This window comes from Micromonospora salmantinae (assembly GCF_022230905.1).
GTDB classification, from domain to species: Bacteria; Actinomycetota; Actinomycetes; order Mycobacteriales; family Micromonosporaceae; genus Micromonospora; species Micromonospora salmantinae.
The window spans coordinates 414,740-429,060 of sequence record NZ_JAKKFG010000042.1 but is presented as its reverse complement, the minus strand read 5'-3'; the positions used below and the strand labels follow the sequence as shown (position 1 = coordinate 429,060).

Annotated in this window: 13 protein-coding genes and 1 pseudogene; 6 read left to right on the top strand and 8 right to left on the bottom strand. The window is 72.8% G+C overall.

Annotated features, from left to right (window positions below; all coding sequences use genetic code 11):
- Positions 1-28 precede the first annotated feature (28 nt).
- Positions 29-832, bottom strand: coding sequence for an indole-3-glycerol phosphate synthase TrpC (gene trpC / locus PSH03_RS25865; RefSeq protein WP_030334428.1), 804 nt, complete (start codon positions 830-832; stop codon positions 29-31).
- A 487-nt stretch (positions 833-1,319) separates the two neighbouring features.
- On the opposite strand from trpC, the gene PSH03_RS25860 reads away from it, so the two are divergent.
- Complete coding sequence (locus PSH03_RS25860) at positions 1,320-1,589, top strand: hypothetical protein (protein WP_238690697.1); 270 nt, start codon at positions 1,320-1,322, stop codon at positions 1,587-1,589.
- A 50-nt stretch (positions 1,590-1,639) separates the two neighbouring features.
- On the opposite strand, the gene PSH03_RS25855 is transcribed toward PSH03_RS25860, so the two are convergent.
- The 4 genes and pseudogenes from PSH03_RS25855 to PSH03_RS25840 form a co-directional block, all read right to left on the bottom strand.
- A complete protein-coding gene (locus tag PSH03_RS25855; RefSeq protein ID WP_238690651.1) occupies positions 1,640-2,230 on the bottom strand; it encodes a Trp biosynthesis-associated membrane protein in 591 nt (196 codons plus the stop codon).
- 55 nt (positions 2,231-2,285) lie between these two features.
- A complete protein-coding gene (locus PSH03_RS25850) occupies positions 2,286-3,839 on the bottom strand; it encodes an anthranilate synthase component I (RefSeq protein WP_238690650.1) in 1,554 nt (517 codons plus the stop codon).
- Positions 3,840-3,897: 58 nt separating this feature from the next.
- On the bottom strand, positions 3,898-4,329 hold the full coding sequence (gene hisI / locus PSH03_RS25845) for a phosphoribosyl-AMP cyclohydrolase (RefSeq protein ID WP_112676797.1): 432 nt from the start codon (positions 4,327-4,329) through the stop codon (positions 3,898-3,900).
- 267 nt (positions 4,330-4,596) lie between these two features.
- A pseudogene (locus PSH03_RS25840) lies at positions 4,597-4,875 on the bottom strand (phosphoribosyl-AMP cyclohydrolase); the annotation flags it as partial.
- Between the two features lie 597 nt (positions 4,876-5,472).
- On the opposite strand from PSH03_RS25840, the gene PSH03_RS25835 reads away from it, so the two are divergent.
- The 3 genes from PSH03_RS25835 (at position 5,473) to PSH03_RS25825 (ending at position 7,673) form a co-directional block, all read left to right on the top strand.
- Positions 5,473-6,228, top strand: a complete 756-nt coding sequence (locus tag PSH03_RS25835; protein WP_210786636.1) for an ABC transporter ATP-binding protein — start codon at positions 5,473-5,475, stop codon at positions 6,226-6,228.
- Positions 6,225-6,980, top strand: a complete 756-nt coding sequence (locus PSH03_RS25830; RefSeq protein WP_238690649.1) for an ABC transporter permease — start codon at positions 6,225-6,227, stop codon at positions 6,978-6,980. The genes PSH03_RS25835 and PSH03_RS25830 overlap by 4 nt, the downstream gene beginning before the upstream one ends.
- Positions 6,981-7,076: 96 nt before the next feature.
- Positions 7,077-7,673, top strand: a complete 597-nt coding sequence (locus PSH03_RS25825) for a TetR/AcrR family transcriptional regulator (protein ID WP_210786640.1) — start codon at positions 7,077-7,079, stop codon at positions 7,671-7,673.
- 143 nt (positions 7,674-7,816) lie between these two features.
- On the opposite strand, the gene PSH03_RS25820 is transcribed toward PSH03_RS25825, so the two are convergent.
- The 3 genes from PSH03_RS25820 to PSH03_RS25810 form a co-directional block, all read right to left on the bottom strand.
- Positions 7,817-8,566: a DUF2470 domain-containing protein gene (locus tag PSH03_RS25820; RefSeq protein ID WP_238690648.1), complete on the bottom strand. Its 750-nt coding sequence runs from the start codon at positions 8,564-8,566 to the stop codon at positions 7,817-7,819.
- 84 nt (positions 8,567-8,650) lie between these two features.
- A complete protein-coding gene (locus PSH03_RS25815; RefSeq protein WP_372494873.1) occupies positions 8,651-10,441 on the bottom strand; it encodes an ABC transporter ATP-binding protein in 1,791 nt (596 codons plus the stop codon).
- Between the two features lie 55 nt (positions 10,442-10,496).
- Positions 10,497-12,380 carry an ABC transporter ATP-binding protein gene (locus tag PSH03_RS25810; RefSeq protein ID WP_238690647.1) on the bottom strand — a complete coding sequence of 628 codons (1,884 nt, stop codon included), beginning with the start codon at positions 12,378-12,380 and terminating at the stop codon, positions 10,497-10,499.
- Between the two features lie 172 nt (positions 12,381-12,552).
- Between PSH03_RS25810 and PSH03_RS25805 the strand changes: the two genes are divergently transcribed.
- Both PSH03_RS25805 and PSH03_RS25800 read left to right on the top strand, forming a co-directional pair.
- A complete protein-coding gene (locus PSH03_RS25805; RefSeq protein WP_238690646.1) occupies positions 12,553-13,182 on the top strand; it encodes a TIGR03085 family metal-binding protein in 630 nt (209 codons plus the stop codon).
- A gap of 199 nt (positions 13,183-13,381) precedes the next feature.
- Complete coding sequence (locus PSH03_RS25800; protein ID WP_238690645.1) at positions 13,382-14,257, top strand: terpene synthase family protein; 876 nt, start codon at positions 13,382-13,384, stop codon at positions 14,255-14,257.
- Positions 14,258-14,321 lie beyond the last annotated feature (64 nt).

The following is a 14,321-nucleotide window of genomic DNA, read 5'->3' as shown; positions in this document are numbered from 1 at the left end:
CTCGGTGGGACGTCGGACCGGCGCGGGGTCAGCGCACCGGCCGGGGCGTTGCCGGGTGGTTGCCGGCGTTGACCAACTCGGCGACCGCCTCGCGGGGGCTCTTCTGGGTGACCAGGCCCTCGCCCACGAGGACCGCGTCGGCGCCCGCGGAGGCGTACCGGATCAGGTCGTGCGGGCCTCGAACGCCGGATTCGGCGATCTTGACGACGCTGCTGGGCAGGCCGGGCGCGATCCGCTCGAACACCGACCGGTCGACCTCCAGGGTACGCAGGTCACGGGCGTTGACGCCGATCACCTGCGCGCCGGCCTCCAGCGCACGGTCGGCCTCTTCCTCGTCGTGCACCTCGACCAGGGCGGTCATGCCCAGCGACTCGATCCGCTCCAGCAGGCCCATCAGGACGTTCTGCTCGAGGGCGGCGACGATCAGCAGAACCAGGTCGGCGCCGTGCGCGCGGGCCTCGTGGATCTGATAGCTGGAGACCACGAAGTCCTTACGCAGCACCGGCACGGTGACCGCGGCACGCACGGCCGCGAGGTCGTCCAGCGAACCGCCGAACCAGCGGCCCTCGGTCAGCACGCTGATCGCCCGCGCCCCACCGGCCGCGTAGTCGACAGCGAGGTCGGCCGGATCGGCGATCTCGGCCAACCGACCCTTGGACGGTGACGAACGCTTCACCTCGGCGATCACGGCCACGCCGGGCTTGCGCAGCGCCGCGTACGCGTCCATGGGCGGCGGCGCCGCCGCTGCCAGTTCACGGATCCGCTCCAGCGGAACCTGCTCCTGGCGTCGGGCGACGTCTTCACGCACGCCGGCCAGAATCTCGTCGAGCACGCTAACGGACGCTGCCTGGCCGGCCTCGTCCCCCTCCGCGTGCGCATGCTCAGCAGTCACGAACGGACTCCCCTCTCCGGGCGTCATGGGCCGATGCTAGGGGCAGCCGACCGACGCCGAATGCCGGGGGTATGGCGCTGCTCACGAAAAGGGCTGCGGCATAATGGCCGACTTGTCGTGAAGGGGTTGTCACGCAGCGCCACCTCCGGTATCGACCACCGTCACGCGGTATGGAGCCTGGCGGCCGCAGTCAGACCGGGCCGATCCATCGATCATGCCACCAGTTTCCGCTCGCCGCCTGACTGCAGCGATGCCAATCGATGCTGTGAGCAAGCTCAAGGCCGAACGGACGGTGCCTGGTCACGGCCGAGGCGAGACAGTTGACCGGGCGGTCACCGCGGCGAAACGTCGACGGGCGAGCATCGTCCTCGGGCAGACTCGATGGCGCGCCTGCCCCGACCGCAGCAACTCCTCGTGCGAGGTGACCATGAGCATTTCCGAGCCGACCCCGACCATCGGACTGACCACCATCTCGCGGACGGTGGCATCGCTCGCCGTCGGGGTGGTACACAGCGTGGAACGGGCCGTGGTGGGCGAGGGACGGATGCGGACGGCACGGGGCAACGCCTGGGAGGCGGTCTGCGCCGACCGGGCCCGCGCCGACCAACGGGCCGAGCTGAACCGCCTGGTCGCCGAACTGACCGCCGCCCGCGCCGCCAGTAGCCGCGCCCAGTGGGAGCGCCAGCCGGTCGGCTGACCGCCCGCCGGCCTCCGCGTCAGTCAGCCACACGTCAGCCGGCCGCCGCGTCAGTCGGCCGTCGGGTCCTCGCCCCGGTCCAGCGCGTCCCACGCCTCGGTGGTCCGCCGCCCCGCCAACGGCGTCGGCGGCACGGCCGGGTCGCTCTGCGCCGGCGTGGCCTGCGGCGCGGTCCGCGCCGGACGTTCGTACCGGGCGCCCATCGCCGGCCAGTCACCGCCACGCATCGCCGTCCAGCAGCCGCCCCCGGCGGCCAGCAGGCCGCCGAGCAGGCAGAGCGCCGGCCACTGCCGGCTCACGGCGCCGCCCACGTCGGCTACCAGCCCATACCCGCCGCCGGCCGCCACGGCCAGACCGAGCACGCCGAGCAGTGCCCCGAGCACCCGACGCAGGCGGCCCCGGGTGGCCAGCACCGCGCCACCCCCGGCCAAGGTGACCAGGGCCAACGCCGGCAGCCAGGGCAGCAGGCTCGCACCGCTGCGGGTGTCACGCACCGGCGGCAGCGGCGCCGGACGTACCGTCAGCTCGACCGACCAGCTGCGCGTCGCGGCCCACAGCGCCAGGCCCGCGCCGGCCAGGCAGAGCAGCACGGCGTACGTCAACGCGCGCCGGCCCAGGACGGCCCGCTCCCCGCCGCTCACGAACTCATCCCGTCGTTCGCGACCGCGAGGCTCCGCTTCGCCGCACCCCTCGCGCTCACCGTGCCGGCCGGAGGGTTTCGGCGGCCGCGATCGCGGCCAGCACGGCCGCTGCCTTGTTCCGCGTCTCCTGGTCCTCGGCGGCCGGGTCCGAGTCGGCGACCACCCCCGCCCCGGCCTGGACGTAGGCGCGGCCGTCGCGGATGAGCGCCGTCCGGATGGCGATCGCCATGTCCAGGTCGCCGCCGAAGCCGAAGTAGCCGACGGTGCCGCCGTAGAGGCCACGACGGACCGGTTCCAACTCCTCGATGATCTCCATGGCGCGCACCTTGGGCGCCCCGGAGAGCGTGCCGGCCGGGAAGGTCGCGGCCAGCGCGTCGAAGGCGCTCTGGTCGTCACGCAGCGTTCCGGTGACTGTGGAGACGATGTGCATGACGTGGCTGTACCGCTCGATGGTCGCGAACTCGGGCACCTCCACGCTGCCGGGCTGACAGACCCGTCCCAGGTCGTTGCGGCCGAGGTCGACCAGCATCACGTGCTCGGCTCGTTCCTTCGGGTCGGCGAGCAGCTCGGCGGCGAGCGCGGCGTCGCCGGCGGGGGTGCCGCCCCGGGGCCGGGTGCCGGCGATCGGGTGCAACAACGCCCGGCGCCGCCCGTTCGCGGCCCCGGTGACCTTCAGGTGCGCCTCGGGAGACGAGCCGACGATGTCGAACCCGTCGAAGCGCAGCAGGTACATGTACGGGCTCGGGTTGCTGGTGCGCAGCACCCGGTAGACGTCCAGCGGGTCGGCGTGGGTCGTCCGCTCGAAGCGCTGGGAGAGCACGATCTGGAAGCACTCACCGGCCCTGATCGCTTCCTTGGCCGCCTCCACCGCCTTCGGGTAACCGCCGTCGGGCGTACGGCAGAGCACCTCGCCGGCCGGCGGACGCTCGACCGTGGAGATCATCGGCGGGATGGGCCGGGACAGCGCCGTGGTCATCGCGTCCAACCTGCCCACCGCGTGGTGGTAGGCGGCGGCGACCTGCGGGGCGCGGTCCGGGGCGTCCAACGGCGGCAGCACCGCGTTGGCGACCAGAATCGCGGAGCCGTCGTAGTGGTCGAGCACCACCAGGTCGGTGGCGAGCATCATGCCCAGCTCCGGGACGCCCAGGTCGTCCTCGGTCAGCTCGGGCAACCGCTCGAAGCGCCGGATCAGGTCGTAGCCGAGGTAGCCGACCATGCCCCCGGTCAGCGGCGGCAGACCGTCGGACGGGTCCCCGACCGGGCCGGCCAGCGCCGCCACCGTCTCCCGCAGCATCCGCACCGGGTCACCCTCGGTGCTCAGCCCGGCCGGCGGCTGGCCGAGCCAGGTCGCCACGCCGTCGCGCTCGATCAGTGTCGCGCTGCTGCGTACGCCGATGAACGAGTACCGCGACCAGGCCATGCCGGCTGAGCCGACGCCCTGCTCGGCCGATTCCAACAGGAACGTGCCCGGTCCACCGGCCAGCTTCCGGTAGACCCCGACCGGGGTCTCCGCGTCGGCCAGCAGCCGCCGGGTGACCGGCACCACCCGCCAGTCGGCGGCCAGCGCGGTGAAGGTGGCCAGGTCGGGGCTGAGGGTGCCGTCGGTCATCAGCCGACCCGCCTTTCGGTAGCGACTGCGGTGCCTCGCCGCGGTGCACTCCGCGTGCTCACGGTGCCTCCGTCCCGGTGACGGGCAGCTCGGTGAAGAAGCAGGTCCGGTGCCCGGTGTGGCAGGCCGCGCCGACCTGGTCCACGCTCACCAGCAGCGCGTCGCCGTCGCAGTCCAGGGCGACCGACCGCACGTACTGGTGGTGCCCGGAGGTGGCGCCCTTGACCCAGTATTCGCGGCGGCTGCGCGACCAGTAGGTGGCCCGGCCGGTGGTGAGGGTGCGGTGCAACGCCTCGTCGTCCATCCAGGCGACCATCAGCACCTCACCGGAGTCGTGCGCGCGCACCACGGCGGCGACCAGACCGTCGGCGGTACGGCGCAGCTGGGCCGCGATGGCCGGGTCGAGCCGGGACGGGCGCGCCGGCGCGGGCGCGGCCAGCTCGTTCGGATCGCTGGGGACGCCGGTCACCGGCGAGTCAGGTACGGGCACAGTCACCAATTCTCCCGCACGCGGCGCGGGCACCGCCGACCGCTCCCGCCAGGGCTGCGACGGAAGCCCCGAGAGCCACGGCTGCGACGAGAGCCGAGGCTGCGACGCGGGCCCGGACTGCGGCAAGAGCCAGGGCTGCGACGCGGGCCGGGCCGGCCGGGCCAGCTGGGCGACGTAGCGGTCCAGCCGGCCGTCGACCAGGGCGGCGGCCAGGTCCGCGCCGGCCGTGTCGGCGATCTCCTCGGCGTACGGCCGGATCAACGGCAGTGTGCCGGCGACCAGCCGTACGGCGGCGGCCCAGAGCTGCCCGGTGGCGCCCGGGCGCAGCCCGAGGCAGAGCAGCATGTCCGTCCGGTAGCCGGGTGGTGCCACCGGCAGTTCCAGGGCCGCCGCGAAGGCCGCCCGGCGGGAGTGGACCCGTACGGACGGGTTGGCCGGCCGCAGCACCGAGGGGCACAGCCGCGCCAGGTCGGCGACGGCGAGCCGGACCCCGAGGCGGTCGCTGGCCGCGCGGGCGGCGGCGGCCTTACCCAGAGTGGCGATCATCTCTTCCAGCCGGGGTGGCTCGGCGGGTTGGCAGAGCACCGGCAGGTCGATCCGGGGCCGCCAGTGCGGGTCGGCCCAGAGCAGCCGCGCCGGCGCGGTGACCGGCAGCCCGAACGCCCAGTCGGCCGGTTCGCCCAGTCGGTCCACCCAGGACCGGATGTCCCGGGCGGCCACCGAGACGTGAGTCACCTGGCCTGCGGACTCGTCCAGATAGGCCCGGCGGGCCGCGTACGGGGCGCCGCCGACCAACACGTCGAGGTCGACGTCGCTGTGCGCGGTGGCGGCACGGCGGGCGTGGCTGCCGCGCAACAGGATGCCGACCACCGGCCGCTCGGCGGCCTGCCGCAACCGCGCGGCCCAATCCTCAAGAAAACCGCTATCCGGTAACGGAGCGTGACCCACCGCGCCATCGTGCCGTACGTCCGATCGGCGCGCAATGCCCGTTGGCGGACTTCGTGTCCGGTCCGGAGCCTACTGCCCGTTCTCGCGCTTCGCGCGACGGTCGGCCAGTCGGACACCGGTGCGGGCGTTGCGCCCGGCGCGGTATTTCATCTAGCGTTGAGTTCAACAGGTGATGAGTTTCTGTGGAGGTGTGTGATGGACGATGCGATAGCCGTCCGAGACCTGGTCGTGGACCGGGGTGGGCGGCGGGTGCTGGACGGCATCAGCTGCCGGGTCCCGCGCGGCGCGGTCACCGGGCTGCTCGGCCCCAGCGGCAGTGGCAAGACCACGTTCATGCGCGCGGTGGTCGGGGTGCAGGTGGTCAGTGGCGGGACGGTCACCGTGCTCGGTCAACCGGCGGGCACCCCCGCGCTGCGGCACCGGGTGGGCTACCTGACCCAGGCGCCGAGCGTCTACGCCGACCTGACCGTCCGGGAGAACGCCCGCTACTTCGCGGCCCTGTACGGGCGTGGGCGCGTCGAGGCCGACCGGGCGATCAGCGACGTCGGGCTCGCCGAGGCCGCCGGTCAGCTGGTCGGCACCCTCTCCGGCGGTCAACGCAGCCGAGCCTCACTGGCGTGCGCCCTGGTCGGGGAGCCGGAGCTGGTCATCCTCGACGAGCCGACAGTCGGTCAGGACCCGGTGCTGCGGGCCGACCTGTGGGCCCGGTTCCACGCGATGGCCGCCGCCGGCACCACGCTGTTGGTGTCCAGCCACGTGATGGACGAGGCGGCGCGCTGCGACCAACTGCTGCTGATCCGCCAGGGGCGGTTGATCGCCGACGACAGCCCCGCCGCGATCCGCGCCGCCGCCGGTGTGGACGACCTCGACGAGGCGTTCCTGCGGCTCATCCGGGCCGGCGAGGCCGCTTCCACCAGCACCGACGCGACAGCCGCACGGGAGACAGCATGAACGCGCGAATTCTCGCCGCCACCACCGGGCGCATCCTGCGTCAGCTCCGGCACGACCGGCGGACCATCGCGCTGCTCGTGGTGGTGCCGGCCGTCCTGCTCACCCTCGTCTACTTCATGTACGCCGACCAACCGACCCCGCCCGGCCAGCCGACAACCTTCGACCGGATCGCGCTGGTGATGCTCGGCATCTTCCCCTTCGTGATCATGTTTCTGGTGACCAGCATCGCCATGCTGCGGGAACGCACCTCGGGCACGCTGGAGCGGCTGCTCACCACCCCGCTGGGCAAGCTCGATCTGCTCTTCGGGTACGGCATCGCGTTCGGGCTGGCCGCCGCCGTGCAGGCAGCCGTCGCCGCCGTGGTGGCGTACTGGATCTTCGATCTGGACACCGCCGGCAGCATCGGGCTGGTGCTCGGGATCGCCGTGCTCGACGCCGTGCTCGGCGTCGCCCTCGGGCTGCTGTGCAGTGCCTTCGCGCGCACCGAGTTCCAGGCAGTACAGTTTCTGCCAGTCGTGGTGATCCCCCAACTGCTGCTCTGTGGGCTGTTCGTGGCCCGCGATCAGATGGCCGGCTGGCTCCAGGTGCTCAGTGACGCCTTCCCCCTGTCGTACGCCATCGAGGCGTTGCAGGAGGTCGGCGCTCACGCCGAACCGACCGGCCGGATGTGGCGCGACGTCGCGGTGGTGTTCGGCGCGGTGGTGCTGGCGCTGGTGCTCGCGGCGGCCACCCTGCGCCGACGCAGCGGCTGACCGCCGGCGCCGGGGGCGGCGGCCAGCGCGGCAGCCGACCCCGGCGTGAGCCGGGCCGGCCCACGACGGGCCGAGGCGGACGAACGAAGGGCGGCGATGACGCGGCGGACCGGCCGGCGACCCGGCAACCCGGGCACCCGGGAGGCGATTCTCGACGCGGCGCGGACGGCGTTCGCCGAACGTGGTTACGACGCCGCCTCGATCCGGGGCATCGCCGGTACGGCGCAGGTCGACCCGGCGCTCGTGCACCACTACTTCGGCAGCAAGGACCAGCTCTTCCTGGCCGCGATGAACTTTCCGGTCGACCCCGGTCAACTGGTGCCGAAGGTGCTCGCCGGCGACCGGGACGGCGTCGGTGAGCGGATGGTGCGCATCTTCCTCACTGTGTGGGACTCCCCGACCGGCAGCGCCGCACAGGCACTGCTGCGCTCGGCGGTGAGCAACGAGTGGACCGCGCGGCTGCTGCGTGAGTTCGTCACCACCCAGGTGCTGCGCCGGGTGCTGGAAAACCTCGACGTCGACCCGGTCGAGCTACCGCTGCGGGGCTCCCTGGTGGCCACCCAGATGATCGGCCTGGCCATGATGCGGCACGTGGTCCGCCTTGAGCCGGTCGCCTCGGCGGACCCGGAAACCCTGGTGGCCGCGATCGGCCCCACGATCCAGCGTTACCTGACCGGCCCGCTGCCAAACTGACCCGACAGCGCCCGCCCGACCTCGCCGTCCCGGACACCTCCGCGATCTTGCACTTTCTGCCCCGACTAAAGGGGTAGACCACGCGTATCGACGACAGAAAGTGCAAGATCGGCAGGATGGGGCGGGGGCGCGGGGCGGGACGGTCAGCGTGGGGGGTGGGCTTCGGCCTTCAGTCGCAGCGGCGGCAGCAGTTGGGGCAGCTCGGCCGGGTCGGCCACCGGGCCCGGGAAGGCCAGCCGGACCCGACGCCGGGCACCGGGTTGGCCGAGGGCCACCACCAGCCCGTAGCGGTCGATGCGCACCACCCGGGGCGGCCCGCCGGGGGTCTGCTCGGTCAACCCGAGCTGCCGGCGCAGATACTCCGTCACCTGGGCGCCGTGGCACTCGGCGAGGTCGGCGAGCAGGCGGGCCTCGACCGGGTGCACCGGGTCCGGCTCGGCCTCGGCGTACTCCACCGGGTCGATCCGGTGCACGACGCCGGCCCGCTCCCAACGGACCTCGACCACCTCGAAGCGGAACAGCCGGAACCGGGTGCCCAGGTCGAGCAGGTCGCCGGTCGGTTCCACAGCGGCGAACTCGACCGCCGCGTGGCGGGACTCGTCGCCGCGCAGCTCGGCCGCCCAGCCGGACACCCAGGCGCGGCCGAGGCCGGGCGCGCCGGCGGCGGGCGGCAGGTCGAGCACGTCGAGCACCACAGCGACGTCACTGCCTCCGGCGGCCGGTTGCAGGGCGGCGGCAAGGTGGCTGGCCACCGGCACCAGCAGCAGCACCCGCCCGTCCGAGTCGGTGACGTGCCGGGCGTGGTGCGGGCCCGGCCGGTGGGCCAGGTGCACCAGGCCGGGCAGGCGGCCGGCAACGAGGGTACGGACGATCTCGGCGGAGTTGGGCCGCATGGGCGCGACCTCCTTCAGAGGTTAGGCTTACCTAACTCGGAGCCTAGAGCACCCGCTCGTCGGCGTCCACCACACCGCCGCACCTCACCGGGTCTGCTCCAACCAGGAGGCGTAGAGCAGGCCGTACACCGAGTCGGCGTCACGAACCAGCTCGTCGTGCGGGCCGCGCTGCACCACCCGACCCCGGTCCACCACTATCACCTCGTCGGCGGCCTGCGCCGTGGAGAGCCGGTGCGCGATGGCGAGGGTGGTCCGACCCCGGGTGACAGCGTCCAACGTGCGTTGCAACCGCACCTCCGTCGCCGGGTCCACCGCGCTGGTCGCCTCGTCGAGCACCAGCAGGTCCGGGTCGGCCACGTACGCGCGGGCCAACGCGACAAGCTGCCGCTCCCCGACGCTGAGCGCCTCGCCGCGCTCCCCGACCGGAGTGTCCAGGCCCGCCGGCAGACCCTCCAGCCAGTCCGACAGGCCCAGCTCGGTGAAGGCGGCGCTCAACTGCTCGTCGGTCAGCTCCGGCCGGGCGAACCGGACGTTGTCCCCCACCGTCGCGTCGAACAGGAACCCGTCCTGCGGCACCATCACCACACGGGAGCGCAGCGAGCCGAACCGGACGTCGGTCAGCGGCACCCCGGACAGCAGCACCGCCCCGGCCGACGGGTCCATCAGCCGGGTCAGCAACTTGGCGAACGTGGTCTTGCCGCTGCCGGTCTCACCGACCACCGCCACCCGGCTCTTCGCCGGGATCTCCAGGTCGATGTCGTGCAGCACCGGCGGACCACCCGGATAGGCGAACCGCACACCGGAGAACCGGATGTCCAACGGCCCGCCCGGCAACTCCCGCCCCTGCTCCCCCGGGTCGGCCACGTCCGGGGCGACGTCCAGCACGTCCAGCACCCGACGCCAGCCGGCGATCGCGTTCTGCGCCTCGTTGAGCACCTCGGTGGCGATCTGCACCGGCTGGATGAAGAGCGTCACCAGGAAGAGGAACGCGGTCAGCTGACCGATCGACAGCGTGCCGTCCACCCCCAACAGCACGCCGAGCACCACCACGCCGGCCAGCGCCAGCCCCGCCGCCAACTCACCGACCGAGCTGCCCACGATGCTGATCCGGATCGCCCGCTGCTGCGCCAGCCGCTGCCTGTCGATCGCCTCGTCCAGCCGCCGCTCGGTGCGCCCGGCGATCCCGTACGCCCGGATCACCGGCGCGCCCACCACGCTCTCGCCGATCGCGCCGAGCAACGTCCCGGTGCGTTGACGCACCGTCGCGTACGCGCTGCCGAGACGACGTTGCAACTGCCGGATGACGAACACCGCCGGCAGGAACGCGGCCAACACCACAAGGGTCAACTGCCAGGAGTACGCCAGCATGACGGCGGTGGTGACCACCAGCTGACCGAGGTTGACCAGCAGGATCACCCCGCCCCACTGAAGGAACTGGGTGATCTGGTCCACGTCGCTGGTGACCCGCGAGACCAGCGAGCCACGCCGCTCCGACTGCTGGTGCAACATCGACAGGTCGTGCACGTGGCGGAACGCGCGGGTGCGGACGTTGGCCAGCGCCGTCTCGCTCACCGTGAACAGCCGGCGCATCATCAGGTAGCCGCAGATCGTGGTGATCGTCAGGATCGCCGCGGTGATCGCCACCACCGTCCAGACCACGTTCAGGTTCAGACCACCGACGAGGCCCCGGTCGATGCCCTGCTGCACGGCGACCGGCACGGCGACCCGCCCGACCATGTAGACCAACGCCAGGGCCAACGTGCCGGCCAGACCGATCCGTAGCTCCGGCGAGAGCGCCAGGCCACGCCGCAGGGTCTGCCAGGTCGTCTCCTGCCGGGCCTCCTGCTCGTCAGTCCCCAAAGTCGTCGTACTCACCGGGCCCGCCTTTCGTTCGCGACTGCGGGGCTCCGCTGCGCTGCACTCCTCGCGCTCACCGATCCACCTCGATCTCCAGGCCCGACGGCAGCGGCGCCACGTCGTCGCCGTAGGAACTTTCCTGCGCCCGCTCCACCTCGGCCTGCTCGTAGGCGGTGACCAGGTCGACGTAGCCGGGCACGGTGGCCAACAACTCGCTGTGGGTGCCCCGGGCGACCACCCGTCCCTGCTCGACGTAGATGACCTCGTCGGCGAGCGCGATGGTGGCCCGGCGGTACGCCACCACCAGGATCGACGCGGCGGGAACTCCGGCCTGCGTGGTCGACGACCGCAGCCCCGCCAGGATGGCCGCCTCCACTCGAGGATCGACAGCGCTCGTCGCGTCGTCGAGCACCAGCAGGCGCGGTCGACCGGCCAGCGCGCGGGCCAGGGTGAGCCGCTGCCGCTGACCGCCGGAGAGCGAGGTGCCCCGCTCCCCGACCATGGTGTCCAGACCGTCGGGCAGCGCGGCGACGAAGCCGTCCGCCTCGGCCAGCCGCAGCGCCGCCCAGACCACCTCGTCGTCGACACCGGGCCGGTCGAGGGCGATGTTGGCGCGGACCGTGTCGTCGAAGATGAAGGGCACCTGGGCGACCAGGGCCACAGTGCCGGCCAACGACGCGGAGGTCAGCTCGCGCACGTCCACGCCGTCCAGGCTCACCGTGCCGGAGTCCGGGTCGACGAGGCGCACCGCCAGCGAGGCGATGGTGGACTTGCCGGCGCCGGTCGGCCCCACCAGGGCCACCGTCCGACCGGCGGGCACCGTGAAGCCGACCTCGCCGAGGACCTGCGCGCCGGGCGGGTGGGCTTCGGCCGGCGGGTAGGAGTAGTGCACGTCGGTGAAGGTGAGGGTGGCCGGGCCGGCGCCGGCCGGGTCGAGCACCCGCTGCCCGTACGGCATCTCGCCGGTGGCGTCGAGCACCCGGCGCACCCGGTCCCAGCCGGCGACGCTGCGCGGCAGCTCGGCCAGCACCCAACCGATGGCCCGCACCGGGAAGGCCAGCACTGTGAAGAGGAAGGCCACGCTGACCAGCTCGGTCACGCTGATCGCGCCCTGGCGCAGCCGGAACGCCCCGACCACCAGTACGGCCAGGGTGCCGAGGCTGGGCAGCGTCTCCAGCAGCGGATCGAAGATGCCGCGCAGTCGGCCGACAGCGATCAGTGAGTCGCGCAGCTCACCGGCGCGCCCCGCGAACCGGGCGGTCTCCTGGGCCTCGCGACCCATCGTCTTGACCACCAGGGCGCCGTCGAAGCTCTCGTGGGCGATGCCGCTGACCTCGGCGCGCAGGCGCTGCGCCCGGGCCTGCCGGGGGGCCATCCGGCGGGAGTAGACGACGTTGAGCGCGAACAGCGCGGGAAAGACCGCGAGCCCGACCAGGGCGAGCGCCCAGTCGGTGGCGAAGAGCGACACGATCGCGCCGACCAGCATCACCAACGTGCCGACGGCGAACGGCAGCGGCGCGATCGGGTACCAGGCCGCCTCCACGTCGGAGTTGGCGTTGGACAGCAGGGTGCCGGTGGAGTTGCGGTGGTGCCAGGACAGCGGCAGCTCCAGGTACCGACGGGTCACCCTGCGGCGGTAGGAGGCCTGGAGGCGGTACTGCATGTAGCCGGCGCCGAGCCGGCGGCCGAAGATGCCCGCCACCCGCAGCACGCTGATCCCGAACAACGCGGCCGCGGCCAGCGCCAGGGTGCCGGCGCCCACCTCTCCGCGTTCGATGGCCGGAAGCGCCACCTCACCGATGACCGACCCGACGACCCGGGCGCTGACAATGATCATCCCGCCGAAGAGCACGCTGCCGACGACCGCCACCGAGAAGATCCGCGGTTGCTCACGGATCGCCTGCCGCAGGACCCCCAGCCCTCGACTGAGAACGTCCCGACTTGTCTTGCTCGCCACGCTCTCCCCCGCCGTAAGCCGCAATTATCTCCCTCATCCTTACCGGTCGGGGCCAGTGCCGCCGACCCTGACCGGATATGTCGACCATCACGTACCGGACGGCGGCGTGCCGCAGGCGCCGACCGGCGTCCGCTGTCGCGCGCCGACGGGCCGCCCGGCCTACGATCGGGCCATGCCGCGGTACGCCCGAGCCGAGCGCGAGGCGCTGGCCGATCTTCTCCTGGCCCTCGGGCCGGACGCCCCGACCATCAACGAGGGCTGGGCGACCCGCGACCTCGCCGCGCATCTGGTGCTGCGGGAGCGTCGTCCGGACGCGGCGGGTGGGATCGTGCTGTCGCCGCTGCGCGCCTATTCCGAGCGGGTCCGGCGGCGACTCGCCGCGCGGCCCTACCCCGAGCTGGTGGCCCAGGTACGCCGACCGCCGGTGTGGAGCCCGGTCAGCAACCCGCTGACCGACGAGCTGGCCAACACGATGGAGTTCTTCATCCATCACGAGGACGTTCGGCGGGCAAGCTCCGGGTGGCAGCCACGCGATCTGCCGGCCGGCCTGCAGAGCGCGCTCTGGAAACGCGCGGCCCCGATGGCTCGGCTGGCGCTACGCCGCTTCCCGGCGGACCTCTACGTGCAGGCGCCCGGCCACGGTGAGGTCTCCCTGGGTCGCGGTGGTGAACCACTGCGCCTGGTCGGCGCCCCGGCCGAGCTGGTGCTGTTCTTCTCCGGCCGGCAACGGGTGGCCCGGGTCCAACTGAACGGCTCGGCGGAAGCGGCTCAGCGGCTACGCGCCGCCAACCTGGGCATGTGACTACCTGTACGTAAACGGTCACCGAACGACTGTGGAATTTCCCACACCCAGCGAAACACGCTGATACCTCCTCCCGTACGCTTCACCGCGCCGCTCCGCGCCGAGCGGCACGGAGTGGGGGCACACTGTGCGGGACTTCGCGATTTCGGCGCTGCGGGAACCCCCGTTTCCCACGGGCCGTCACGGGGCCACGGACCAGGTGGCGAGTGAGAGCATCGATTGGGCGCGCACGTTCGGGCTGGTCGATTCCAGCCAACGCGTGCACCGCCTGGAACGGGCCGACGCCGCCGGACTGGCCGGTCGCGCCTGCCCGGACGGCTCGGTCGAGGGCCTGCGGCTGCTCACCGACCTGATCAGCTGGCTCTTCGTGATGGATGACGCCTGCGACGAGGACGGCCTCGGCGCCGACCCGGTCCGACTGGGCCCGGCGGTCAGCACCCTGCTCGACGTGTTGGACCGGTGCGGTGACCCGCACGTCGTACCGCCCGCCGTCGGGCCGCTGGGTGACGCGCTGCACGACCTCTGCCGCCGGACCCGACTGCACGATCACGCCGGACTGCTGCTGCGGTTCGTCAGCCAGATGCGCGAGTACCTGTTGGCGCTGCTCTGGGAGGCGGGCAACCGGGAACGTCGGCGCGTACCCGAGGTGGCGGAGTACGTGCAGCTACGCCGGCACATCGGCGGCGTGCACCCCTGCCTCACCCTGACCGACCTGGCGTCGACGCGGCCCTCCGGGCCAACCCAGCGCGCCAACCCGGGGCTGGTCGCCCTGGACCTGCTGGCGGTGGACCTGGTCTGCTGGTGCAACGACCTCTTCTCCTACGGCAAGGAGAGCCAGGGCGACCCGGACGCGCACAACCTCGTCACGGTGCTCGCCCAGGACAGCGAGGCGGACGAGGTGACGGCGCTCCGGAGTGCGGCACACCGGTTCAACCAGGGGTTGGCGACGTACCTGGACGCGGAGGAGGCGCTGCGCGCCGCCGGCGACGACGGGATCCGCGACGCCCTGGCCGCCCGGCGCAACTGGGTCCGGGCCACCTACGACTGGTCAGTGGTGGCTGCCCGGTACGCCTGATCGGCCGTACCGGTTGATGGGATGGGCCGGCCGGACGATCACCAGGGCTAGCCGATGCACGGCA